This is a genomic window from Flavobacterium sp. FPG59 (assembly GCF_002150205.1).
In the GTDB taxonomy this organism is placed as follows: Bacteria; Bacteroidota; Bacteroidia; order Flavobacteriales; family Flavobacteriaceae; genus Flavobacterium.
Window position 1 is genome coordinate 1 of the sequence record NZ_MTCA01000032.1, and the last position, 24,552, is coordinate 24,552.

Here is a 24,552-nt window from a genome sequence, read left to right on the forward strand (position 1 = left end):
AACATATAAATAAATTAGCACTTTTTTAACAACCGTAAACTATTTTTACTACCTTAGAATATAAACTTTATGCTATGAAAAACCTACCTTTAAAAATTAGAAGCAAAAAATTAGAGTCTAGAGTTGATTTAACCGCTATGGTTAGTGTGTCTTTTCTTTTGATCGTGTTTTTCATGGTCACTATTGATTTGGCAAAGCCGAATAGTTTTGGTTTAGGTTTACCATATGATGATGAATATACATGTAGATGGTATGGAGCTTGTGGTGGAGAAAATAGATCAGTAACCATTTTATTAGGAGATAATAATAAATTAATAACTTATACGGGGACCTTAGATCTTCCGATAGCTCCTCCAAGAGAAATAGAATATGGAAAAAATGGGATTAGGACATTGCTCTTAAAGCAAAACAAAAGTATACTTGATTATTCTGCACAATTAGGACGACCTGGAAGAGGAATCACAGTTATCATAAAACCTAGTACAAAATGTAACTATAAAAATTTAGTTGACATTCTAGATGAAATGGTTATTACCAAAATTGATACCTACGCAATCATTAATGAGTTCACACCAGAAGAATCTCAATTATTGGCAGCTAATTAGACCCATACTTTTTGAGTCGTTGCAATAAATACCAATGTTAAAACGTAATTGACAACTATAAACAAACTCCCTAGCCCTGATAGCAGCGTAAATCCTTTTATAAAGCTTTTAGCCTCTAGCTAGAAGCTTTGTAAAAGATTGCAGCGAATAGCAGGATTAGCTCCCAGAAAAATTCAAGCACAAAAAAAGTCCCACATTGCTGTGGGACTTTCTATATTCAAAAAATCAAGAAATTATTTTTTCTCTGATTTTTCCATTTTAGCTTTCAATGCAGCTAACATATCATTGTTATCTCCTAAAGTTGCAGCTGGTGCATTTGTAGAAGAATTAGATGATGTGTTTTCTGAAGCTGATTTCACATTTTTCTCTTCTTCTTCACGGAAGATAGCAGTGTGAGATGCAACTACTCTTTTGAATTCTTTGTTGAATTCGATTACTTTGAAATCAGCTGTATCGCCTTTTTTCAATTTCTTTCCGTCTTCTTTTTCAAGGTGACGAGTTGGAATGAAAGCAACGATATCATCTCCGAATTCTACAGTAGCTCCTTTGTCAACTATCTCAGAGATTTCACCATTGTGGATAGTTCCTACAGCGAATGAATCTTCGTACTGATCCCAAGGGTTAGCAGTTGTTTGTTTGTGGCCTAAAGATAATTTACGTCCGTCAACATCCAACTCTAATACTACAACGTCAAGTTTTTCACCAACGTTTACGAATTCAGATGGGTGTTTGATTTTCTTAGTCCAAGATAAGTCAGAGATGTAGATTAAACCATCAATTCCTTCTTCAAGTTCTACGAAAATTCCAAAATTTGTAAAGTTTCTAACGATACCTGTGTGCTTAGAACCTACTGGGTATTTAGCAGTGATATCAGTCCAAGGATCTTTAGACAATTGTTTGATACCTAATGACATTTTACGATCATCTCTATCTAAAGTTAAGATAACAGCTTCAACAACATCACCAACTTTTACGAAATCTTGAGCAGAACGCAAGTGCGTAGACCAAGACATTTCAGAAACGTGGATTAAACCTTCAACACCTTCAGCAACTTCGATAAATGCACCGTAATCAGCGATTACAACTACTTTACCGTTTACTTTATCACCAATTTTTAAATCAGCATTTAAAGCATCCCATGGGTGAGCGTTTAATTGTTTCAATCCTAATTGAATTCTTGTTTTCTCGTCATCGAAATCAAGGATTACAACGTTCAATTTTTGATCTAATTCAAGAACTTCAGATGGGTGGTTGATTCTAGACCAAGAAAGGTCAGTAATGTGAATCAATCCATCAACTCCACCTAAGTCAATAAACACACCATAAGAAGTAATGTTTTTAACAACACCTTCTAATACTTGTCCTTTTTGTAATTGACCAATGATTTCTTTTTTCTGGATTTCAATATCCGCTTCAATAAGCGCTTTGTGAGATACAACTACGTTTTTGAATTCGTGGTTAATTTTCACAACTTTGAACTCCATCATTTTGTTTACGTATACATCGTAATCTCTAATTGGCTTAACATCAATTTGAGATCCTGGCAAGAACGCTTCAATTCCGAAAACGTCAACGATCATACCACCTTTAGTTCTGCATTTAACAAAACCATTAACGATTTCACCTGTTTCGTTAGCCGAAATAACTCTATCCCAAGATTTGATAGTACGTGCTTTACGGTGAGATAATACTAACTGACCTGTTTTATCCTCACGGATGTCAATTAATACCTCAACAGTATCACCTACTTTTAATGCTGGGTTGTAACGGAATTCATTCAATGAAATTACACCTTCAGATTTAGCGTTGATATCAACGATAACGTCTCTATCTGTAATTCTTACAACTGTACCTTCTACAACTTCCTCTTGATCAGTTGCAATAAAAGTTTTAGAAACTAATTCTTCAAACTCTAATAAGTTTTTTTCATCAACAGCATCAATACCTTCTTCGAAATTGTGCCAGTTAAAATTTGCTAAAAACTCTTCTTGTGATTTTACTTGTTCAGACATGCTGATTAAAAATTTGTATTCTGTATTTTCTTGAGTTTCATGATGTGATAGAAAACAGCAGAAGTTGTTGGTATAATTTACTGCAACCCAATGGAAACTCTTATTCACCAAAAGGTGTGCAAAAGTAACACATTAATCTTGAATACCAAAATTTTAAACCTTAGATAATTGTTTATCAATCAGGAGCGACATAAAACGAAATAATAGGGTCGTGTCTTTCCAAATAGGAACAAAATACGATAAAATCAACTTTATCCTAACATTTTCTTACTAATTACATATATTTGTAAGAAAAGAAGGTTTATGTACAATTCATTTCAAATTTTTATACCTAATAAAAATAAACTGACAATCAACAATAATACAGCATTTTATATCCCTTTGGCAGTATTTGTAACCTTGTTTTTGAATATACGAGTTCAACCCTACCATGGTATTTTTACCTTCATATTAATAATTTTCGCTATAATTTACTTCTATTTAGGTATGACAAGAACAGACAGAATCAAGCCAATCAAAGGCAAATTAGAGGGATTCATTCTTTTTGAAAAAGAATACCTTGTGACAAACAATACTAAAATTGATTTATCAGAAATTCAATCAGTTCAAATATCTGTTGGGGATTTTATTGGTAAAATATATTACAAGAGTAATCTTGATCGTTTAGATTTACAACCACTAGCTTCAAACGGTACAAATAATTGGATTGAATATAGCTTACAAAATGGTGTGAAAAATAAAATTTATTTCAGACAAGAATATGAGGCACAACATGAATCAATGTACCCTTTTTTACGAACACTAATTCAAAGAAAAACAATAACGCTAAATGATGTTTTGAAAATTCTGGATTTCGAAAGTGATTATAACATTCAATCTTTTAAAGAATCAGTAAACAATTAAGTGATTCATTAAAAAACCCGATACAAATTGGCATCGGGTTTTGAATTTATTTTAGTGACTAATTTGCTCTACATCTTCAGGATTATGCTTGTGCTTGAACAAAACTGCAAAAGCTATTGCAATTGCTAGCGCGTACAAAGCAAAAGATAGCCAAATTGTGTGCCAATCTTTCATAAGTATAACCGAATCAAAAAAGCCGTCTACACCAATAGTTTTACCTTGACTTGTAACAAACTCTGCCATTTTTGCATTAGTAGGTTCCGTTTGCAAGAAAGCTGCTAAATCACCAGTTCCTGCAAATGATTTGGTGAAAAATTTATCAATTGCCCAACCAGAGGTAAAACTACCTAAAACTGCTCCAACTCCATTGGTCATCATCATAAACAATCCTTGCGCTGACGATCTGTTTTTAGCATAAGTATTAGTCTCTACAAATAATGAACCTGATATATTAAAGAAATCAAATGCCATTCCGTACACAATACAAGACATAATAATCATCCACAAACCGCTTGTTGGATCTCCGTAAGCAAACAATCCGAAACGCAATACCCAAGCCAACATACTAATCAACATTACTTGCTTGATACCAAAACGCTTCAAGAAAAACGGAATTGCTAAAATAAACAAGGTCTCAGAAATTTGAGAAATCGACATGATAATTGTAGAATATTCCACTACAAACGAATCGGCGTATTTAGGAAAATGCTTGAACTCATCCAGAAAAACGTCTCCGTATGCATTTGTTAACTGCAAAGCACCTCCTAAAAACATAGAGAAGATGAAAAACAAAGCCATTTTATAATTAGCAAACAATTTAAACGACTCTAATCCTAAGGTTTCCATTAAAGAAGCATTTTCTTTAGATAAGCGTTGTGGCTTGCATGGCGGCAAAGTAAAAGCGTATAAACCTAGTGCCACCGCTGCTAAACCTGCAATGTAAAATTGATAAGCAGTTGCTTTATTTCCTGTCAAGTTGGTGATCCACATTGCTGCAATAAAACCAATAGTTCCAAAAACACGGATAGGTGGAAAACTCTTCACTACATCCAAACCATTTGTTTTCAAAGCATTGTATGAAATTGAATTACTCAGTGCAATTGTTGGCATATAACAACACATAGCCAATAACATAATGTAAATAAAATTTTCAGGTGTAGTAACTTGCGGTATATAAAACAAAACTGCAGCATACAATATATGTAGTGCTCCATATAACTTTTCAGCATTGATCCATCTGTCTGCTAAAATACCTGTAAGTGTTGGCATAAACAAAGAAGCGATTCCCATGGTACTAAAAACCAATCCAAACTGAGTTCCCTCCCATCCTTTCGTACCAAACCAATAATTTGCAATTGTAATTAACCAAGCTCCCCAAACAAAAAACTGGAGAAAACTCATTATTACCAATCTATTTTTAATTCCCATGAGATGAATTGTTTTTTTACTTTAAAAAATTTACAAGGCGTAAATCTACCATTAAAAATGATATCTGCAAATAATTATATCGTTTTAGTGATTTCGTATACCATTTCTAAAACTTGAGCAAATTGTTCCTCACGACTTAAATGTGAATTGTCAATTTCAATTGCATCTTCCGCCATCACTAAGGGTGAATCTTCTCGATGGGTATCTATGTAATCCCGTTCTTCTACATTTTTCAGGACTTCTTCATATGTTACTGTATCTCCTTTAGCTATTAACTCATCATATCGCCTTTGTGCTCTGGTGCTAGCACTTGCCGTCATGAATATTTTAAGCTCGGCATCAGGAAATACCACAGTGCCAATGTCTCGTCCATCCATGACAATTGCCTTGTTCTTGCCCATTTCTTTTTGTTGTTCCACTAATTTAGCTCGAACTTGAGAAACCTCAGCAACTTTGCTCACAAAACGCGACACTTCAATGGTTCGAATTTCGGTTTCAACATTAACATCGTTCAAAAAAACCTCTGCAAATCCTAACTCCGCATTAAATTCAAAATGCAGTTTAATAGCAGACAAACTCGCAATTAAAGTTCTACTATCAAAAGCATCTGCATTGATGTACCCTTGTTTCATAGCAAAAAAAGTTACGGCACGATACATTGCTCCTGTGTCTACATAAATATATCCTAAATGTTTCGCTAATTGTTTTGCTAGCGTACTTTTCCCCGTTGATGAAAATCCATCTATTGCAATGGTAATTTTTTTTGTCAAAATATAAAATTTAAGGTAATTGAAATGAATAAACTATTCTTGAAAATTTATGGTTAGCCCAAAGAGACTCGTGTTTCCAGCAAGCGTATATCTGGAATAGGAATAATTGAACTTGAGTTTGTTTAATTTGAGTCCAAAACCGAAAGAAAGTCCCGAAAAATTGCGTTGTTCCAGAATGCGCAACTCCTCGGCTCGTCTAAAATTGTATCCTAAACGCAAGTTGAATCCTCTTTTTGGAAACAACTCTACTCCTGTAATTACATGTCTCAATGCATTATTTACAAAAGACACTTTTTCAGGAGTTGCTGCTCCATTAAAAGATTGCTCTGATCGCGCTGGATTAGCAAAAGCAATATTCCATTGTTGTAAATTCTCTAATGTTAAATGCCATCGAATAGGAACATTTTCTAACTCTTGCGAAACTCCTACTAAAACCTCCAAGGGTAACTTTTCTCGAACTCCATTGTAAGTTGAAAATTGAGTCCCTAGATTTCGTATGGCCAACGCCCAATTGACATCGTTCCGTTCATCAATATATAAAGCCCCAATGTCTAATGCTCCTCCAAAAGAATGATAGGTTTCTAGACTAGACGAAATCAACTTGGCACTAGCACCAATATGCAAATCGGTATAAGGAATATTGTACGCATACCCCATAGACAAGGCTACTTCACTTCCTGAAAAGGAAGCTGTGGCTTGACCATTTTCATCATAGCCCTCAAAACTACCATAATTGATATAATTTACACCCGCTTGAAACGTTTGCAGGTGTCTGTCATAGGTGTACGCATAAGAAGCAGTCCCGTACGTAAGCGCTCCATAGTAATTTCCGTAATTCAGCGCTAAATGATTATCCATCTCCGCATTGATTGTGGCTGGATTAAAATGAGCTTGATTCACATCATTATCATATATAGTCAACACTTTCCCTCCTAAAGCCGCTTGCCTTGGAGAAGCAACGAGATTTAAAAACTGATATATTGTTTTACCGCCTATCTGACCGATTGATGCGGTACCGTAGAGTAACAAACTGAATATCACTATTTTTTTAAACATGTTGCAAAAGCGCCAAAAGTACAAAATGATAACGCCAGTGCGAAGATATTATTTTTTAGAAAAAGAAAAGTTTAAAAAGGGACAATTCAGTCCTTAAAATCAACAGTTCAGTATAAAACCTTTTTGAATCGTTTGGTTTACACCTAGTTTTGACAAAGAATTAAAACCTAAAACTAAAAACCATGAAAAATTTACTTTTTACAACGCTACTATTTTTATGTATGTATAATGTTCAAGCTCAAATGGACGATAAATTTTATTATCCAAAAAAAGCCAAAACAATTACAATAGATTCTTTACAATTCAAAGAGCATAATTATTATATTGAAAAAGACACAATCAATAGTGTGGTATTATCACCAAAACAAAAACAACCCAAGGCAACTATACTTTATTTTCATGGAGCCGGTGGTAATTGTATGAGTTATGTAGGTTATGTAAAACCTTTGGTAAATGACGGATATACCGTGATCATGATCAGCATGAGAGGCTACGGAAAATCAAGCGGCAAACCCACTCACCTCAACATTGCAGCTGACGCTCAAATTATTTTTAATGAAATTCTTAAAAATACCGACTTTAAAAACAAAAAAATTATCATTTACGGCGCATCAATGGGAACACAAGTTGCGGTTAATTTAACCAAAAACAATCAAGATAAAATAAGCGGATTAATTGTTGATGGTGTTATTAGTTCCTTTACAGAAATAGCAGTTAGTAAAACTCCCGAAGCACAGCATCAAATGATTCGTATGTATGTTACTTCACCTTATTCCGCAGCAGAAGATATCAAAAGCATACAATCAGTACCCGTTTTATTTATACATTCTAAAACCGACAAAGACGTGCCGTTTAGCCAATGTGAAACAGTATACAACAATACCAAAACTAAAAAAGAACTTTGGATATATGAGGGCGACCACTTAAAAGCGCCACAATTATTCCCAACTATTTTCATTCAAAAAGTCAACACACTATTGCAATAAGGATACCTTTTTTATAAAAAAAATCCAAATTCTTGAACTGAAAAAACAGTTTAGGAATTTGGATTTTTATTGATTTCGAAAACGACTTACTTACAAAGTTTTTGCGTTTTTAACTTTCTGATCTGTTAAAGCAAATTGCAATACTTCGCTCATTTCCTTTACATAATGAAAAGTAAGTCCTTCAAGATATTCTGGTTTGATCTCGTCAATATCATTTTTATTTTCGTGACACAAGATGATTTCTTTAATATTTGCTCTTTTAGCAGCAAGAATTTTTTCTTTGATTCCGCCTACAGGCAATACTTTACCACGCAAAGTAATTTCGCCAGTCATGGCTAAGTTCTTCTTGATACGTTTTTGAGTAAACAAAGAAACTAATGACGTCAACATAGCAATACCTGCACTTGGCCCATCCTTTGGAGTTGCTCCTTCAGGAACGTGCAAATGAATGTTGTATTTAGAAAGCATATCCGATTCTAATCCTAAAAGTTTAGTATTGGCCTTGATGTATTCCAAAGCAATTGTAGCTGATTCTTTCATTACAGTACCCAGATTACCCGTAATACTCATGGTGCCTTTCCCTGGAGAAAGCAACGATTCGATAAACAAAATATCACCTCCTACTGAAGTCCACGCTAGACCAGTAACTACTCCCGCTACATCATTATTTTCGTATTTATCACGCTCTAAACGCGCAACACCAAGTGTTTTTACAAGATCTTCGTCAGTTACTTTTTTATTATATTCTTCCTCCATTGCAACTGACTTAGCTGCGTTTCGAATCACTTGCGCAATTTTACCCTCAAGTCCACGCACGCCTGATTCTCTTGTATAGCCTTCCACAATTTTTTCCAATTGTTTTTTACCAATAGTCAAATCTTTAGTAGTTAAACCATGTTCTTTTAATTGTCTAGGAAACAAATGCTGACGTGCTATTTCTACTTTTTCTTCAATCGTATAGCCTGACATTTTGATGATTTCCATACGGTCACGCAATGCGGGCTGAATGGCTGCCATATTATTTGAAGTAGCAATAAACATTACTTTTGAAAGATCATATCCCATTTCTAGGAAATTATCATAAAAAGAATTGTTTTGCTCCGGATCTAAAACTTCAAGCAATGCTGATGATGGATCACCTTGATGACTGTTTGACAATTTGTCAATTTCATCTAAAACAAAAACCGGATTTGATGTACCTGCTTTTTTCAAACTTTGAATGATTCGGCCTGGCATAGCGCCAATATACGTTTTTCGGTGACCACGAATTTCAGATTCATCACGCAAACCACCCAATGAAATTCGCACATACTCTCTACCCAACGCTTCAGCTATAGAACGCCCAATAGAGGTTTTACCAACACCTGGAGGTCCTGTCAAGCAAATGATTGGCGATTTCATATCGTTACGCAATTTCAAAACAGCTAAATGCTCAATCATTCGTTTTTTAACTTCTTCTAAACCAAAATGGTCTCTATCTAAGATTTTTTGAGCGCGTTTTAAATCAAAAATATCTTTGGAGTATTCGTTCCAAGGCAAATCAAGAAACAACTCTAAGTAATTTCTTTGAATACCAAAATCTGGTGCCTGAGGATTCATCCTTCGCATTTTAGAAAGTTCTTTTTCAAAATGCTTTTTAGTCTTCTCATCCCACTTTTTGGTTAAGGATTTTTGAAGCATCTCGTCCATTTCTTCCTCTTGCGAAACGCCACCCAATTCTTCTTGAATGGTTTTCATTTGCTGGTGCAAGAAATATTCTCTTTGTTGCTGATCTAAATCAAAACGAACTTTTGACTGAATATCATTTTTCAATTCGAGTTTTTGCAACTCGATATTCATATAACGCAAAGTCTCTAGTGCTCTTCCTTTCAGTTCATTGATAGCCAATAAATCTTGCTTTTCTTTAACCAATAAATTCATGTTTGAAGTCACGAAATTGATTAAAAAAGATTGACTCTCAATGTTTTTTATTGCAAAAGTTGCTTCGCTAGGAATATTAGGACTTTCTTTGATAATTTGAATCGCTAGTTCTTTTATAGAATCAAGAATAGCTAAGAATTCTGAATCATTTTTCTTAGGTCGTTTCTCTGGTACTTCTTTTATTTTCGCAGTTAAATACGGTTCCTCTGAAACTACCGAATCAATTTCGAAACGTTTTTTACCTTGTAAAATAACAGTCACATTGCCATCTGGCATTTTTAAAACGCGTAAAATCCGAGCAACAGTACCTATTTTATGAATATCATCTTTGGTTGGATCTTCATCTTCCTCGTTAATTTGAGCCACTACTCCTATGGTTTTACCCGCAGCATTGGCATCATTTATCAATTTAATCGATTTATCTCTACCGGCTGTAATAGGAATTACAACTCCCGGAAATAAAACCATGTTTCGCAAAGGTAAAATGGCAAGCAATTCAGGTAAAGCTTCATTATTCATTTCTTCTTCGTCCTCTGGAGTCAATAATGGAATTAAATCTGCTTCTGAATCAAATTCTTGAAGTGACAAATTGTCAATGGTAAGTATTTTATGATTTGACATATATTTAATTAAGTCTTTTTGTCATTAAAAAAAGTTTTTGGATCACAAATATAGGATTTCAGAATCGTCTTTATTGAAAAAAACAAGGATTAATCTTTATTAAATGACCATCAAGTAAAAGTCTCAATCTTTATGCCAAAAGAAATGAATCAAAAGCTAATTATCTTATAAATAAGATTCATAAAAACAAATGGTTTGCAGTAAATCAATATCTTTAAAACTTATATTTATACAAAGTGTAACATTTATACCATTACCAAGTCTTTATTAAAACGAAACCACTATTTGAACATTAACCAATGTAATATCGAGGAGCTGATTGTATTGTGCAAGCAAAACAATCAAAAAGCACAATACGAAGTATACAATCGTTATGCTTCTGCTATGTATAATGTAGCTATAAGAATTGTAAAAGACAGCCATTATGCTGAGGATGTAATGCAAGAAAGTTTTTTAAAGGCATTCGCAAAACTTGAACATTACAAGCAAGAAGTTTCATTTGGTGCTTGGTTAAAAAGAATTGTGGTTAACCAAAGCATTGATTTTTATAAAAAAAATAATCAGTTTAAGCCGGAAGATTTTGAGGTGACTTTACATAAAATTGAAGATATAGATTCGGATTTCTCTATTAATAGTGACTTTACTAATTTGAAAGTCAAACAAATTTTAGAAACTATAGCAACTTTAAAATATAACTATCAGATGGTTTTGACATTATTTTACATTGAAGGATATGACCAAGAAGAGATTAGTGAAATACTTAATATTAGCTACGCAAATTGCAGAACAACCTTGAGCCGAGCCAAAGACAGTTTGAGAAAAAAATTAGAAGAAATATGAAAAGGAACGCAGACCCAATAGACGAACTCTTTATTAAACACCAATTTCAATGGGACATTGAGAATTTAGAAGCAAATCATGAATTGCGTTTTAAAGAAAAATTAAATCAAAAGAAATTTAATTGGAGATTCATAGTAAGTATTGGCATTGCGGCGTCAATAGCAATATTCTTATTTACAACTATGGGTGATCCAACCTATAAAAAACCTTCGGAATTGCAATACGCATCAAAAGAAACCATTCAAACCGATTCTATTTTTACAGTTTTAATTGAAAGAGAATTAGAAAAAATTGAAGAAAAGAAGTCACCCGAAAACAAGAAAATTATAGCCGATGCACTAAAACAAATGAAACAACTAGATGCTGACTATGAAAAAATAATTCAGGAATTAGAAGTCAATGGCGAAAGTAAACAGATTATTTATGCTATGATTAGTAACTTACAAACACGCATTTCTTTTTTGCAAAAGGTACTCGAACACCTTGAAAACAACGAAAACAAAAACGTATTTCCAGATGAAAAAACAATATAACTATATACTATTCTTGCTAATAGCACCATTTTTAGTGCAGGCAGCTACAAATGATTTTATTCATTCTAAACAAAAAAACATCAAAAAAGCATACTATGTTAATTCTAATGCTATTCTAGCGGTAGATAATTCATACGGTTCTCTTATTGTAACTACATGGGACGAAGATAAAATAGAACTAGATGTTCAAATAAGAGTTAGCGGTGACAACGAAAATTGGGTCAATCAAAAAATAGACGCTATAACAATTGATATACAAGCTCTAAAAGGATTAGTAACCGCAAAAACAATATTTGAAAATTCGAATATTAAAAGTTCTGGAAAAAAAAATAGTTTTGAAATAAATTACATTCTCAAAATACCTAGAAATGGAAGTATTAAATTGAATAACAAATATGGTAACATTACCACTACTGATATTGCATCAAATGCTGAAATAAAATGCAAATACGGTAAGATTACCACTGGAAAATTACAAGGAATTAGCGACATCAATATTGAATATTGCAACAATTCCAGCATAGAGCTTATTAAAAACGGACAAATTAACGCAAGATATTCAAGTATTAAGATTGATGAGACCTCCAAACTTCAATTAACATCTGATTATACAGATATAGAAATCTTAAATGGAGATTCTGTTGCTTATAGTAGTGATTATGGTAAAATTAAAATCTCAAAAATAAGAAACCTAGAAGCTAGTGGAGACTATCTTACTATTCAAATCGGAGAAATTACAGGAAGCTTATCACTCCAAACAAAATACAGTTCGCTTGCTATTCAATCTGTTCATGCTAAAGCTAAGTCTCAAATGATATCAACAGCTTATACAGGAATAACTATTGGTTTTCAACCCAATTATTATTTTGATTTGAATGCCATTTTAAAATATGCTAATCTAAAATACGATAGCGCTCTTGAAATGGACAGTAAAGAAGAAACCTCACAAACAAAAAAATACACTGGCTTTCATAAAAGAAAAGGAATAAATAGCATGGCTATTACATCTAATTATGGGAACGTAGTGCTCACACAAAACCAATAAACTAAACTAAATTAATTATGAAAAAATCACTTTTATTACTTGCAGGTTGCGCCTTATTATCTGCTAATTTAACCTTTGCTCAGTGGTCTAGCAAAAATAAAATTCAAGGAAATGGAAACATAGTTTCTGAAAAAAGAACCACAACAGATTATGATGCTATTGCTGTATCCGGATTCTTTGATGTAGAACTGGTTTCAGGAAAAGAAGGAGACATCACAGTTAAAGGTGAGGAAAATTTAATTCCTTTCTTAAAAATTGAAGTTGTAAACAATATACTTAAAATTAGTTCTGAAAAAAATAAGTACTTGAGCACGAGTAAAGGCAAGCAAATTTTAATTTCGGTTCCCTTTGAGGAAATCAACAAAATAAGTTTGACTGGATCAGGTGATATTAATACAAAAAAAACAATCAATAGTAATTCGTTATCAGTACAGTTAACTGGTTCTGGGGATATTAATTTAGAAGTTGCATCAAATTCAGTTGCAATAGATGTAACAGGATCCGGGGATGTCACTATTTCAGGAACTACAGACGAATTAAATACAGCTCTAAACGGTTCTGGAGATATCGATACTTCAAAACTGAAAGCTAAAAACGTTCATGCTGCCGTATCAGGTTCAGGAGACACTACTGTTTATTGTTCTGATAACTTACACGCTAGAGTTTCTGGTTCAGGTGATATTGAATACAAAGGCGATCCAAAGAAAAAAGACACCAAAGTAAGTGGATCAGGGAGTATATCGAAATCCTAAAAACCTATTTCAAAAGATATTAAAAAGGTGTTTTACGATTGTAAAACACCTTTTTTTGGTACTTTATTCAACAGAATTACAGCAATTATAAAGAAAAGCGCTAATATAGCAATAGCAAGTCTAGGGCTTCCTGTAATTTGATCTACGATTCCATACACCACCATTCCTATAACAATACCTATTTTTTCGGCTACGTCATAAAAACTAAAAAATGATGCTGTATCCTTTGTTTGAGGTAGTAACTTTGAATAAGTAGACCTGGATAAGGACTGAATACCACCCATAACAAGTCCTACACAGCTCGCCATAATATAAAATTCTAAAGGTTGAGTAATGAAGTATGCTGCCACACAAAGTAAAACCCAAAAGCAATTGATAAAAATTAACGTTGGGAAATTACCAAATTTACTAGAAGCTCTTGACGTTAAGAAAGCTCCTAAAACAGCAACCAATTGAATGAGCAAAATACAAATTATCAAACCTATTGTTCCTTCTTCTTTAGTGGGCCATTCAATTTCTTGTGCACCAAAATAAGTTGCTACGAGCATCACGGTTTGTACAGCCATACTCGACACAAAAAAACTTCTTAAATATGCTTTTAAAGCTTTATTTTCTTGCAATAAAAGCCATACTTTTTTGAGTTCATTAAAACCATTAAACACTACTTGACGGGTAACTTTGTGACCGCTATTTTTGTTGCCGTTGGGTAAATAATAATATGAATATTGGCTAAAAAGAATCCACCAAACACCTACCATAACAAAAGAGTAGCGCATTGCTTTCATTGCTGCTTCTCCATCTGTTCCAGAAATTCCAAAAAGCTTAGGTTTCATAATCATCAATAAATTAATAACTAATAAAATCACACTTCCTATATATCCCATGGAATAGCCCTTAGCACTTATTTGATCTTGCTGCTCTTCATGTGCAATATCTGGTAAATAAGAGTTGTAAAAAACCAAACTCCCCCAATATCCTATTAAACCTAATAAATAAAATAATAAACCAACATATATATTATTAAGGTCAAACCAATACAAACCCATACAGGATAAGGCCCCCAAGTAACAAAAAAACTTCATAAACGCTTTTTTATTTCCAACATAATCAGCAATTCCAGATAATAATGGAGATAAGAATGAAACTAGCAAAAAAGCAAAAGCAGTAATAAAACTTATCAACGCTGAATTTTTAAGGTGCATCCCAAAAACATCAATATAATGACTACGGTCGGCAAACAGTGCATCATAAAAAATAGGAAAAACAGCTGATGCAATTGTTAAGGTGTATACCGAATTTGCCCAATCATAAAAAGCCCACGCATTTAATAATTTTTTACTTCCTTTTTCTAATTCAGCCATTTGTTTTATTTTTTTGAATACGAATGTATTTATTTTTTTTTAAGAACAATGCAAATCCTATTTTTTTTACACATTAAGAAATCATTATTCATGCAATCATCATATGTAAACAAAAAAAGCTACCCAAAATGAACTGCCCCCAAATAATTAGACATTATCTGGGGGTATTTTTATGGAAAGAAAAGTCAGTTACAATTATGAATTTAAACTTCGCTGTGTAAATGAAGTTTTAAAAAATCGTCAATCACTAAGTGTCATCGCTAAAGAGAATGATGTAAGCATAACTAGCCTTAAAGATTGGATTAGGTGGTATCTTAAATTTGGAAACGAAGGTCTTTTGCCTGTCCAAAAAAACGCAAGTTATAGTATACGTTTTAAGTTAAAAGTTCTACAAAGTATTGAAAGTAAGTCATTATCTTTGAATCAAGCCTGTTTAACATTTAATATTCCCACAAGTTCGATAATAAGACGTTGGCAAAGGGAATATGCAAAAGAAGGTTCGGTAGGTTTACAACCTAAATCCAAAGGAAGACCAGCATCTATGAATTTTAAGAGAAAACAACGAAAAACAGACAAACCATTAACCAGAGAAGAAGAACTTTTAAAGGAACTAGAATATTTGCGAGCAGAGAACGAAATTTTAAAAAAGTTCAATGCCTTAGTTCAGTCCGAACAAGCCAATCAAAACAAAAGGCTCAAACCATAATGGAATTAAGGCATAAATACGATTTAGAGGTTCTTCTCAATTGTATGAAAATGGTTAGAAGTAGTTATTATTACCATGAAAAAAGAAGTCAATTAATCGACAAATACAAAGACATTAAAGAATTGATTAAGCAGATTTACAACTACCATAAAGGTCGATTGCGATATCGTCGTATTACTTTAGTAATCAAACAAAAAGGAATTGTAATTAATCACAAAACGGTATTGCGATTAATGAAGGTTCTAGGATTGAAAAGTTTAATACGAGTTAAAAAATACAAATCCTACAAAGGCGAACAAGGGAAAATAGCTCCAAATATTTTACAGCGCAATTTTAAGGCGGCAAATCCCTATGAAAAATGGGCAACTGATGTAACAGAGTTTAATGTTTCTGGCAACAAATTATATCTATCACCAATTATTGATTTATATAATGGAGAAATAATAAGTTACGAATTATCTGAAAGACCTAATTTTAATCAAATAACCAACATGCTTAAAAAGTCTTTTAAACGAATACCTAATAATACCAATCTAATACTGCACTCGGATCAGGGCTGGCAATATCAAATGAAACAATATCAAACACTATTGAAAGAAAAAGGATTAGTACAAAGTATGTCTAGAAAAGGAAACTGTTTGGATAATGCAATTATTGAAAACTTCTTTGGAATATTAAAATCAGAACTGTTTTATATTATGAAATTTAGAGACATAAACCACTTAAAAACTGAAATTATACAATATATCAAATATTACAATAATGAAAGAATAAAACTCAATTTAAAAGGAATGAGCCCGATACAATATCGAGCTCATTATTATCAAAATTAATTATAAATTTGTCTAAACTTTGGGGTGCAGTATAAAATGGATAGCTTAGATTGTGAATAAGTTTAGCTCTATTTAATCACTCCTACTTTAGCTGCAATAGCTTTTGCTTCGGGAATGTACGCTTGAAGATTAGCAATTCGGGTAGCATCTGACGGGTGTGTACTCATGAATTCTGGTGGTGCTTGACCATTAGATTGAGCCGACATGCGCTGCCAAAAAGCAATAGAAGTTTCAGGATTATATCCTGCAATGGTCATTAAAACCAATCCTATTTTATCAGCTTCAGTTTCATGGCTTCGACTAAAAGGAAGCATACCGCCAAACTGAGAGCCTAAACCATAGGCCTGACCAATAATTTGCTGTGTTTTTTCACTCTTTCCTGAAACAGCAACAGATATAACTTGCCCAAGTACCTGCTGAGCTTGTCCTGCAGTCATACGTTGCGCACCATGATCTGCAAGAGCATGCGAAACTTCATGCCCCATAACCGTCGCAAGACCAGCATCATCCTTTGTTACAGGCAAAATACCAGAATACACTACAATTTTTCCTCCTGGCATACACCAAGCATTTACCTCTTTATTTTCAATTAATTTGTATTCCCAACGGTAATCTGTTAAATACTGTGATTGTCCTAAGTAAGCTAAATATTTTTCAGCTGCCGCTTTAATTCGGAAACCAATAGCCTCCACTTTCTTTGCATCGGCAGTTCCTGTAATTACTTTATTTTCTTTTAAAAAAGTATCGTACTGCTGAAAAGCAACAGGGAACAATTGATTATTAGGGTTTAAACTAAGTATTTTTTTTCCTGTAACTGGATTAGTAGCGCAAGAATATACCATGCCTAATGTGATCATACCAACTAATACATATTTTTTCATAACTGTAATTTTATAAGAATCAAAAATACAATAAATGCACCTTCTGTACTTACATAATTATTAAAAATAGTTTCAATATTAATCCAAGTTACCCATAATATGAAAAGATATAAATCCTTTTTCAACAAGAATATATCCTTCTCTTTCTAAGGTATCGCTATCAAATGCGACTGCTACATTATCAATTTCTAAAGTTTCAACCTTAAAAGGCAACCCTATTAAATTCATTTTATATTTTGAATAATTAGTAACGTACTTCCCTTCTTGATGAGCTTGAATAATCATTTCGTTTTCTTTTCCAGTAGCTTGGAAAGACATAAAACTATAGCGTCCTTTTTTGTAATCATAGCCGTCTTGAGCATCCTCATAGACTACAGATAATTCTTTACCATCTTTGTAATAAACATCTAGTATCAACTCATCAAACTCGAGTTCACCTACATATTGTTGAACCGGATATTTTGGAATAATGGCTCCTGCTTTTATAAAAATTGGAATTTGATCAAATTTAGTATCCACCCAAAGTTCTTTTCCACCTTTGCAAAGCTCGTTTGTCCAGTAATTATACCATTCACCACGAGGCAAATACATTCTTCTACCTAAAGCATTAGGTTCTAAAATAGGACAGACTAATATTTGATTCCCAAAAACAAACTCATCATTACGATAATGCGTTTGTATGTCTTCTTGATCAAAATATACTAATGGTTTCAACATTGGCACACCTTCTTCGATATACTGCCAAAACATGGTATACAAATAAGGTAACAATTGGTATCTTAAATTTACAAACTTTCTTGTGATATCTATGACTTCCTCATCAAAAGCCCATGGTTCTTGATCGCCATGATCTCCGGATGAATGCGTTCTACAAAAGGGGTGAAACACTCCTAATTGTATCCATCTAGCATACAATTCCCCCGAGGGCTGCTCTGCAAAACCTCCAATATCTGAACCCGTAAAACCCATTCCTGAAATGGACATGCGCTGTACTTGAATATTTGCAATCCATAAATGCTCCCATGTAGCTACATTGTCACCTGTCCATGAAGAAGTGTAACGTTGCGCACCAGCATAAGCTGATCGTGTAATAACAAATGGCCTCTTAGGGTAGGCAAAACGTTTTACACCATGATAGGTAGCTCTAGCCATTTGGGTACCATAAATATTGTGTGCTTTTCTGTGGCTACATGGATTTCCATCGTAATGATGACGCACGTCCATAGGAAATGTTTTATTAGGAACCTCCATAACGGCAGGCTCGTTCATATCATTCCAAACTCCTTTTACACCAATATCCGATATTAATTCTTTAAATAAACCAGCCCACCATTCTCTAACTATGGGGTTTGTGAAATCAGGAAAATTACATTCTCCTGGCCAGACTTTCCCTTTCATGTAAGGACCATCGGCACGTTTACAAAAATAATCATTTGCCAATGCTTCTTTGTAAACCGAATATTCCTTGTCTATTTTTATCCCGGGATCAATAATTACTACTGTTTTAAAACCATCTTCGGCAAGTTCAGCTACCATTCTTTTAGGATCCGGGAAATAGTTTTTGTTCCATGTAAAACATCTAAAACCATCCATGTAATCAATATCAAGATACAAAGCATCACAAGGTATTTTTAACGCTCTAAACTTAGCAGCAACATCTTTTAAATTACTCTCTGGATAGTAACTCCACTTACACTGGTGGTATCCCAGCGCCCATAAAGGCGGTAATTCTGGCTTACCTGTTAAATCTGTGTAAGTTGTTACCACATCTTGCATTTGTGGACCGTAAATAAAATAATAATTCATTTCGCCACCTTCGGCCCAATAACTAGTAACGTTGCGGCGTTCATGGCAAAAATCAAAAAATGTTCTAAAAGTATTATCAAAGAAAATTCCGTATGATTTTTTGTTGTGTAAACCGATGTAAAATGGAACTACTTTATAAAGTGGTTCTTGATCTTTTTGAAATGCATATTGATCTGTTGCAAAATTTTCAATACGTTTTCCTTTAAGATTCATTTGAGTGGCTTTATCACCTAAACCGTAAAAACATTCCCCGTCTTTTGATGACTTACTCATTTTTACAATGTTCCCACCATATTCATAACTTTCTTCCCAGTGAAATCCTAGTTCATCCTCTAATATAATGGTATCTTCTAAGTCATAAATAGAAAGTCTCATGTCTAATTTTTGAATCCTGCACTTAACTTTGCTTGTTTTTATTTGGTAAAACATTTCGTGCTCACTTACCTCAAGAAAATTATACCCATGGGAATGGCTTTTATCTACCGCGTACGAAAAATCATTGCTAAAATAGCCTTTAGTAGTAAATCTAAAACGTATTAAACTATCTCTTAATACCGTTACTTTTAAAATAACACTGTTGTCTGTGTGAAAATAAACAGAATCAACATCATGTTCGAACGATACTATTTTTGTAGGATACAAATCTCCTTTATATTCTAGTTCTGTATTTGTAATCATGTGGTATGGTATTTATTTGGACTAGTTTTCAAAAATCAAACATACAAAAAATGAACGTAATCTATTTAAAACCTGCTGTTTATTAACGAAAACGTTATATATGATTCTTGACATGCACTAACCGTTTTTTTAAATAAAAATTAAAATTTGCATACATATATTTATACAATCTGGAAAGTAATTACACTCAATGGCGGCAGTGTTATGGCTACAGAATAATCTCTACTATCATAAGGAATACCTTGAATTAACATTCTGTTTAAGTTTTGAACACCGCTTCCTCCATAAATAGTCTCATCACTATTAAATATAGATTGTAAAGTACCCGATCTTGGAATCCCAATGGTATAGTTTTCTCTAACTACTGGCGTGAAATTACACACAATAACTAAATCATCTTCTTGATTATTTCCTTTTCTGATAAATGAAAAGACTGCATTTTGATGATCCGAATAATTAATCCATTCAAAACCATCAGGACTAAATTGTTTTTCATACAATGCAGGTTGCGATTTATACAATGCATTCAAATCTGTAATGATCTTTTTAATTCCTTTGTGAAAAGAAAATTCTAATAAATGCCAATCTAAGCTTTTTTCAAAATTCCATTCGCTACTTTGACCAAATTCACCGCCCATAAACAAGAGCTTGGTACCTGGATGCATGAACATATAGGCATATAAAAGTCTAAGATTTGCAAATTGTTGCCACTCATCACCTGGCATCCTTCCTAAAATAGATTTCTTACCATAAACCACTTCATCATGTGATAGTGGTAATATAAAATTTTCTGTAAAGGCATATGTCATAGAGAATGTTAACTCATTTTGATGGTATTTTCTATAAATTGTATCTTTTTTAAAATAATCCAAGGTATCATGCATCCAACCCATCATCCATTTCATCCCAAAACCTAAACCACCTATAGAGGTAGGTCTTGAAACCATTGGGAACGATGTACTTTCCTCTGCAATGGTTTGAACACCTTCGTAATTAAGATAAACTGCTTGATTAAACTCTTTAAGAAAACTAATTGTATCCAAATTTTCTCGCCCTCCGTAAATGTTGGGCTCCCACTCTCCTTCTTTTCGTGAATAATCTAAATATAACATAGACGCCACTGCATCTACACGCAATCCATCTGCATGGTAATGCTGTAACCAAAACAAGGCATTACTGATCAAAAAAGAACGAACTTCATTGCGTCCGTAATTAAACACCAAACTTTTCCAATCTGGATGATAGCCTTTTCTTCGATCTGGATGTTCAAAAAGATTAGAACCATCAAAAAATCCTAAACCATGTGCATCATCTGGAAAATGAGATGGCACCCAATCCAGAATCACTCCTATTCCCTCTTGATGTAATTTATCTATCAAATACATTAGATCTTGAGGATTTCCAAATCTAGATGTTGGAGCAAAATATCCTACTAACTGATATCCCCAAGATGGATCGTAAGGATATTCCATTATAGGCATAAATTCTACATGAGTAAAACCGGTTTCTTTGAGATATTGAACTAAATCAAGTGCTAATTCTTGATAAGAAAGAAAACTATTATCCTCAACGTGACGTTTCCAAGACCCTAAATGCATCTCATAAACAGAAAAAGGTTTGTTTAAACTATTTCTTTCTTTTCTATTTTGCATCCATTTTGCATCGTCCCATTCGTATTCAAGATCCCATACTACAGAGGCTGTTTTTGGCGGTTGCTCACAAAAAAAAGCAAAAGGATCTGCTTTCTCAGAAACAATCCCATCAATACTAGATTGAATTTTGTACTTGTAAATGGCTCCTTTTTCAATATTAGGAATAAATCCTTCCCAAATTCCTGATGAATCCCATCTTACGTTCAACAAATGTTCATTTTGTTGCCAAAAATTAAAATCCCCTACAACAGATACTGAATGAGCCGATGGTGCCCAAACTGCAAAGTACACTCCTTGCACTCCGTTCACAGACAAAATGTGTGCACCAAGTTTTTCATAAAGCCTAAAATGCTTGCCCGCTTTGAACAAGTCAATATCAAAATCAGTAAAAAGGGAGTGTGTGATAACAGTATTCATATAGGATTTGTGCACATTTAAATGATGTACTTTTTAAATTATTTAATACTAAAATTATCTGGTAATACGGCTCCTTTTTTTATTACGACAATACCATCTTTAATGGCATATAAATCTGCAGAAAAATCAGCTAGATGACTTCCTCCGTTTATATGAACATCATTCCCTATTCGGCAATTTTTATCTACTATTGCATTATTGATGTAGCAACGCTCACCAATTCCTACTAATAGTTTTCCATTGGTAATGTCATGATCCATCTCATCAATATTTTGATAAAAATCATTTCCCATAATGTAACAATTCTGAATAACTGTTCCAGTTCCTATTCTTGAACGAATTCCTATCACAGAATTGTTTATTTCTTTGGCATTCAAAATACAACCTTCAGATATCAAAGAACGTTCAACCATGGTCTTTTGAAATTTAGAAGGAGGCAAAAGTCTCGGTCTTGTAAAAATCTTATTGGTATCATCAAATAGATTAAACTTTGGTAAGTCTTCTGTTAGACCAATGTTAGCTTCAAAGAAAGAATCAATATTTCCAATATCGGTCCAATATCCTTCATATTGATAACTTAGTATTTTTTTATGCCCCACTGCCTGTGGAATAATTTCTTTACCAAAATCCTTTGTTTCTTTATTAGACATGATGTCTACTAACAAATCTTTGTTAAAGATATAAATACCCATTGAGGCTAGGTAATGCTTACCCTCCTGTTTCATTTGGTCACTTACATCTGATTCCCAATCTGGGAGCAATTCTTTGGCAGGTTTTTCAATAAAAGATTCAATACAACTTTCAGAATTAGTTTTAAGGATACCAAATTCGGGTGCATCTTTTGCATTAACTGGTAAAGTTGCAATGGTAATATCGGCTTGTCGTTTGATATGTTCTTCAACCATCTCATTAAAGTCCATTTGATACAATTGATCTCCAGAAAGGATTAATGCATAATCAAACTCATGATTTAAAAAATGGGGCATACATTGTCTTACAGCATCTGCAGTGCCTTGAAACCAAGTTGGGTTATCTGGAGTTTGCTCCGCAGCCAATATGTCAACAAAAGAATGACTAAAAATGCTAAAGTTATAGGTGTTTTTTATGTGAGCATTTAAGGACGCCGAATTGAATTGAGTCAATACAAATATTCTATAAATATCTGAATTCATACAATTTGAAATAGGAATATCTACCAATCTATACTTCCCTCCAATAGGTACAGCAGGTTTAGATCTCGACTCTGTTAAAGGATATAATCTGGAACCTTGTCCACCACCTAAAATAATTGCAATAACATTTTTCTTTTTAGCGTTCATTTTTTGTCAATTATAGCATTGTACATTTCTAAATATTCTTGACAGACACGTTCCCACGAATTGTCTGTTTTCATTCCTCTCTCAATAACTTCGTTAATTGCTTCTTTGTCTTGAAAAAGCTGTTTTGCACGCCGTATTGAATAACAAATATCCACAACAGATGCCTGGTCATGACAAATACCGTTTCCATCATCACCAAAATCAATTACAGTATCTCTTAATCCTCCTGTTCTACGCACTATAGGAATTGTCCCGTAACGCATAGCATACATTTGATTCAGTCCACATGGCTCCACTCTTGATGGCATTAACATAAAATCAGAACCTGCATAAACTAAATGCGCTAAAGCTTCATTGTAACCAATACTGGCATTAAAATTACCTTTAAATTCAGGTATAAGATTTTTTAATTTATCCTCAATGGTTGCATTTCCAGACCCTAAAACAAAAATGTTGATTTCATTGGCATGTTCTTTCAAGGCAAAGAATGCTGCGTCTGGTAGTAAATCACCTCCTTTTTCATCAAATAATCTTCCTATAAAACTAAAAAGTGGTTTTGTTGCATCTAGATTAAAAAGTGAACAAAGCTTTTCTTTATTGGCCTTTTTTCCAGTTTCAAAGTCAGCTATTGTGTAATTCCTTTCTATCATTTCATCCGTCAGAGGATTCCAAATTTCTACATCTATTCCGTTCAAAATTCCTTTGGACTTGTACCGTACATTTTGAAACAGCGATTCTAATCCATTAGCAAAACCATTTATTTCGTCTAAATAGCTAGGTGAAACAGTTGTAACTCCACCTGCACATTTTACGGCTACAGCCAATGAATTAATGCAATGATCCCATTCCAAAACATTCTTATGAATTAAATCAAACTCTGGAATGTAATTCATTTTTTCAAACCCAAATTGTCCTTGGTACAAACCATTATGGATTGTAATCACGGAAGGAACTGCTCGGATTTTTTCATATTTAAAGCTGTACAACATCATAAACGGAATTAAACCTGTATGATGGTCATGGCAATTGATAATATCTGGAATTGTATCTCTATTTGAAATAAAATCTAAAGCAGCGATCTGAAATGCTAAAAAACGTTCAATATCATCTTGAAAACCATAGACTTGCTTCCTATCAAATAATTCTTGAATGGCTATCAAATACAACTCAAATCCTAATTTATTGGTTGCTTCTTTGTGAACTGTAAATGAAAAATTAAACGTCCCTAAAGGCACATTACCATGAAAAACAGTTTCAAATGCATTTTCATTCATGAAAACCACATCATATTCTGGGATTATAACCCGTACTTCATGTCCTGCTTGTGCTTGATACTTAGGAAGGGCGCCTACAACATCTGCAAGACCACCAACTTTTGCAACGGGAAAACATTCAGCACTAATATGAAATAACTCCATGAATTTAATT

General features: G+C 33.5%; 20 protein-coding genes. 9 read left to right on the forward strand and 11 right to left on the reverse strand.

What is annotated here, in order from left to right:
* Positions 1-74: 74 nt before the first annotated feature.
* Positions 75-605 carry a biopolymer transporter ExbD gene (locus tag FPG59_RS05055; protein ID WP_086453536.1) on the forward strand — a complete coding sequence of 177 codons (531 nt, stop codon included), beginning with the start codon at positions 75-77 and terminating at the stop codon, positions 603-605.
* 233 nt (positions 606-838) lie between these two features.
* On the opposite strand, the gene rpsA is transcribed toward FPG59_RS05055, so the two are convergent.
* Entirely contained in the window at positions 839-2,617 is a 1,779-nt protein-coding gene (gene rpsA, locus FPG59_RS05060; RefSeq protein ID WP_086453537.1) for a 30S ribosomal protein S1, read from the reverse strand.
* 303 nt (positions 2,618-2,920) lie between these two features.
* Here rpsA and FPG59_RS05065 point away from each other — a divergent pair, with 303 nt between their 5' ends.
* Positions 2,921-3,520: a hypothetical protein gene (locus tag FPG59_RS05065; RefSeq protein WP_086453538.1), complete on the forward strand. Its 600-nt coding sequence runs from the start codon at positions 2,921-2,923 to the stop codon at positions 3,518-3,520.
* A gap of 51 nt (positions 3,521-3,571) precedes the next feature.
* Here FPG59_RS05065 and FPG59_RS05070 read toward each other — a convergent pair whose 3' ends face one another.
* The 3 genes from FPG59_RS05070 to porQ all read right to left on the reverse strand — a co-directional run bounded on the left by FPG59_RS05070 (position 3,572) and on the right by porQ (position 6,774).
* Positions 3,572-4,948, reverse strand: coding sequence for a nucleoside permease (locus FPG59_RS05070; protein ID WP_086453539.1), 1,377 nt, complete (start codon positions 4,946-4,948; stop codon positions 3,572-3,574).
* A gap of 74 nt (positions 4,949-5,022) precedes the next feature.
* Entirely contained in the window at positions 5,023-5,718 is a 696-nt protein-coding gene (gene cmk / locus FPG59_RS05075) for a (d)CMP kinase (RefSeq protein ID WP_086453540.1), read from the reverse strand.
* 33 nt (positions 5,719-5,751) lie between these two features.
* Positions 5,752-6,774: a type IX secretion system protein PorQ gene (gene porQ / locus FPG59_RS05080; protein ID WP_086453541.1), complete on the reverse strand. Its 1,023-nt coding sequence runs from the start codon at positions 6,772-6,774 to the stop codon at positions 5,752-5,754.
* Between the two features lie 182 nt (positions 6,775-6,956).
* Between porQ and FPG59_RS05085 the strand changes: the two genes are divergently transcribed.
* Complete coding sequence (locus FPG59_RS05085; RefSeq protein WP_086453542.1) at positions 6,957-7,760, forward strand: alpha/beta hydrolase; 804 nt, start codon at positions 6,957-6,959, stop codon at positions 7,758-7,760.
* A gap of 90 nt (positions 7,761-7,850) precedes the next feature.
* Here the strand turns inward: FPG59_RS05085 and lon are convergent, their stop codons facing one another.
* On the reverse strand, positions 7,851-10,301 hold the full coding sequence (gene lon, locus FPG59_RS05090) for an endopeptidase La (protein ID WP_086453543.1): 2,451 nt from the start codon (positions 10,299-10,301) through the stop codon (positions 7,851-7,853).
* 285 nt (positions 10,302-10,586) lie between these two features.
* On the opposite strand from lon, the gene FPG59_RS05095 reads away from it, so the two are divergent.
* The 4 genes from FPG59_RS05095 to FPG59_RS05110 are packed head-to-tail and all read left to right on the forward strand — an operon-like array spanning position 10,587 to position 13,471.
* Complete coding sequence (locus FPG59_RS05095; RefSeq protein ID WP_086453544.1) at positions 10,587-11,141, forward strand: RNA polymerase sigma factor; 555 nt, start codon at positions 10,587-10,589, stop codon at positions 11,139-11,141.
* On the forward strand, positions 11,138-11,674 hold the full coding sequence (locus FPG59_RS05100; protein WP_086453545.1) for an anti-sigma factor: 537 nt from the start codon (positions 11,138-11,140) through the stop codon (positions 11,672-11,674). The genes FPG59_RS05095 and FPG59_RS05100 overlap by 4 nt, the downstream gene beginning before the upstream one ends.
* A complete protein-coding gene (locus FPG59_RS05105; protein ID WP_254906647.1) occupies positions 11,658-12,719 on the forward strand; it encodes a hypothetical protein in 1,062 nt (353 codons plus the stop codon). The genes FPG59_RS05100 and FPG59_RS05105 overlap by 17 nt, the downstream gene beginning before the upstream one ends.
* 17 nt (positions 12,720-12,736) lie before the next feature.
* Positions 12,737-13,471, forward strand: coding sequence for a head GIN domain-containing protein (locus FPG59_RS05110; RefSeq protein WP_086453546.1), 735 nt, complete (start codon positions 12,737-12,739; stop codon positions 13,469-13,471).
* Positions 13,472-13,503: 32 nt separating this feature from the next.
* Here FPG59_RS05110 and FPG59_RS05115 read toward each other — a convergent pair whose 3' ends face one another.
* The gene (locus FPG59_RS05115) at positions 13,504-14,832 is read right to left on the reverse strand and encodes an MFS transporter (protein WP_086453547.1); all 1,329 of its coding nucleotides are present in this window, start codon (positions 14,830-14,832) and stop codon (positions 13,504-13,506) included.
* 172 nt (positions 14,833-15,004) lie between these two features.
* Between FPG59_RS05115 and FPG59_RS05120 the strand changes: the two genes are divergently transcribed.
* Together FPG59_RS05120 and FPG59_RS05125 are read left to right on the forward strand one after the other, a co-directional pair.
* A complete protein-coding gene (locus tag FPG59_RS05120) occupies positions 15,005-15,538 on the forward strand; it encodes a helix-turn-helix domain-containing protein (RefSeq protein WP_086453548.1) in 534 nt (177 codons plus the stop codon).
* Positions 15,448-16,371 carry an IS3 family transposase gene (locus FPG59_RS05125; RefSeq protein WP_254906648.1) on the forward strand — a complete coding sequence of 308 codons (924 nt, stop codon included), beginning with the start codon at positions 15,448-15,450 and terminating at the stop codon, positions 16,369-16,371. The genes FPG59_RS05120 and FPG59_RS05125 overlap by 91 nt, the downstream gene beginning before the upstream one ends.
* A 68-nt stretch (positions 16,372-16,439) precedes the next feature.
* Here the strand turns inward: FPG59_RS05125 and FPG59_RS05130 are convergent, their stop codons facing one another.
* The 5 genes from FPG59_RS05130 to FPG59_RS05150 all read right to left on the reverse strand — a co-directional run bounded on the left by FPG59_RS05130 (position 16,440) and on the right by FPG59_RS05150 (position 24,542).
* On the reverse strand, positions 16,440-17,252 hold the full coding sequence (locus FPG59_RS05130) for a M48 family metallopeptidase (RefSeq protein WP_086453550.1): 813 nt from the start codon (positions 17,250-17,252) through the stop codon (positions 16,440-16,442).
* Positions 17,253-17,330: 78 nt separating this feature from the next.
* Complete coding sequence (locus FPG59_RS05135) at positions 17,331-19,736, reverse strand: glycoside hydrolase family 31 protein (RefSeq protein WP_086453551.1); 2,406 nt, start codon at positions 19,734-19,736, stop codon at positions 17,331-17,333.
* Between the two features lie 161 nt (positions 19,737-19,897).
* A complete protein-coding gene (gene glgB, locus FPG59_RS05140) occupies positions 19,898-21,805 on the reverse strand; it encodes a 1,4-alpha-glucan branching protein GlgB (RefSeq protein ID WP_086453552.1) in 1,908 nt (635 codons plus the stop codon).
* 38 nt (positions 21,806-21,843) lie between these two features.
* Entirely contained in the window at positions 21,844-23,124 is a 1,281-nt protein-coding gene (locus tag FPG59_RS05145; protein WP_086453553.1) for a glucose-1-phosphate adenylyltransferase, read from the reverse strand.
* On the reverse strand, positions 23,121-24,542 hold the full coding sequence (locus FPG59_RS05150) for a glycogen synthase (protein WP_086453554.1): 1,422 nt from the start codon (positions 24,540-24,542) through the stop codon (positions 23,121-23,123). The genes FPG59_RS05145 and FPG59_RS05150 overlap by 4 nt, the downstream gene beginning before the upstream one ends.
* Positions 24,543-24,552: the final 10 nt, after the last annotated feature.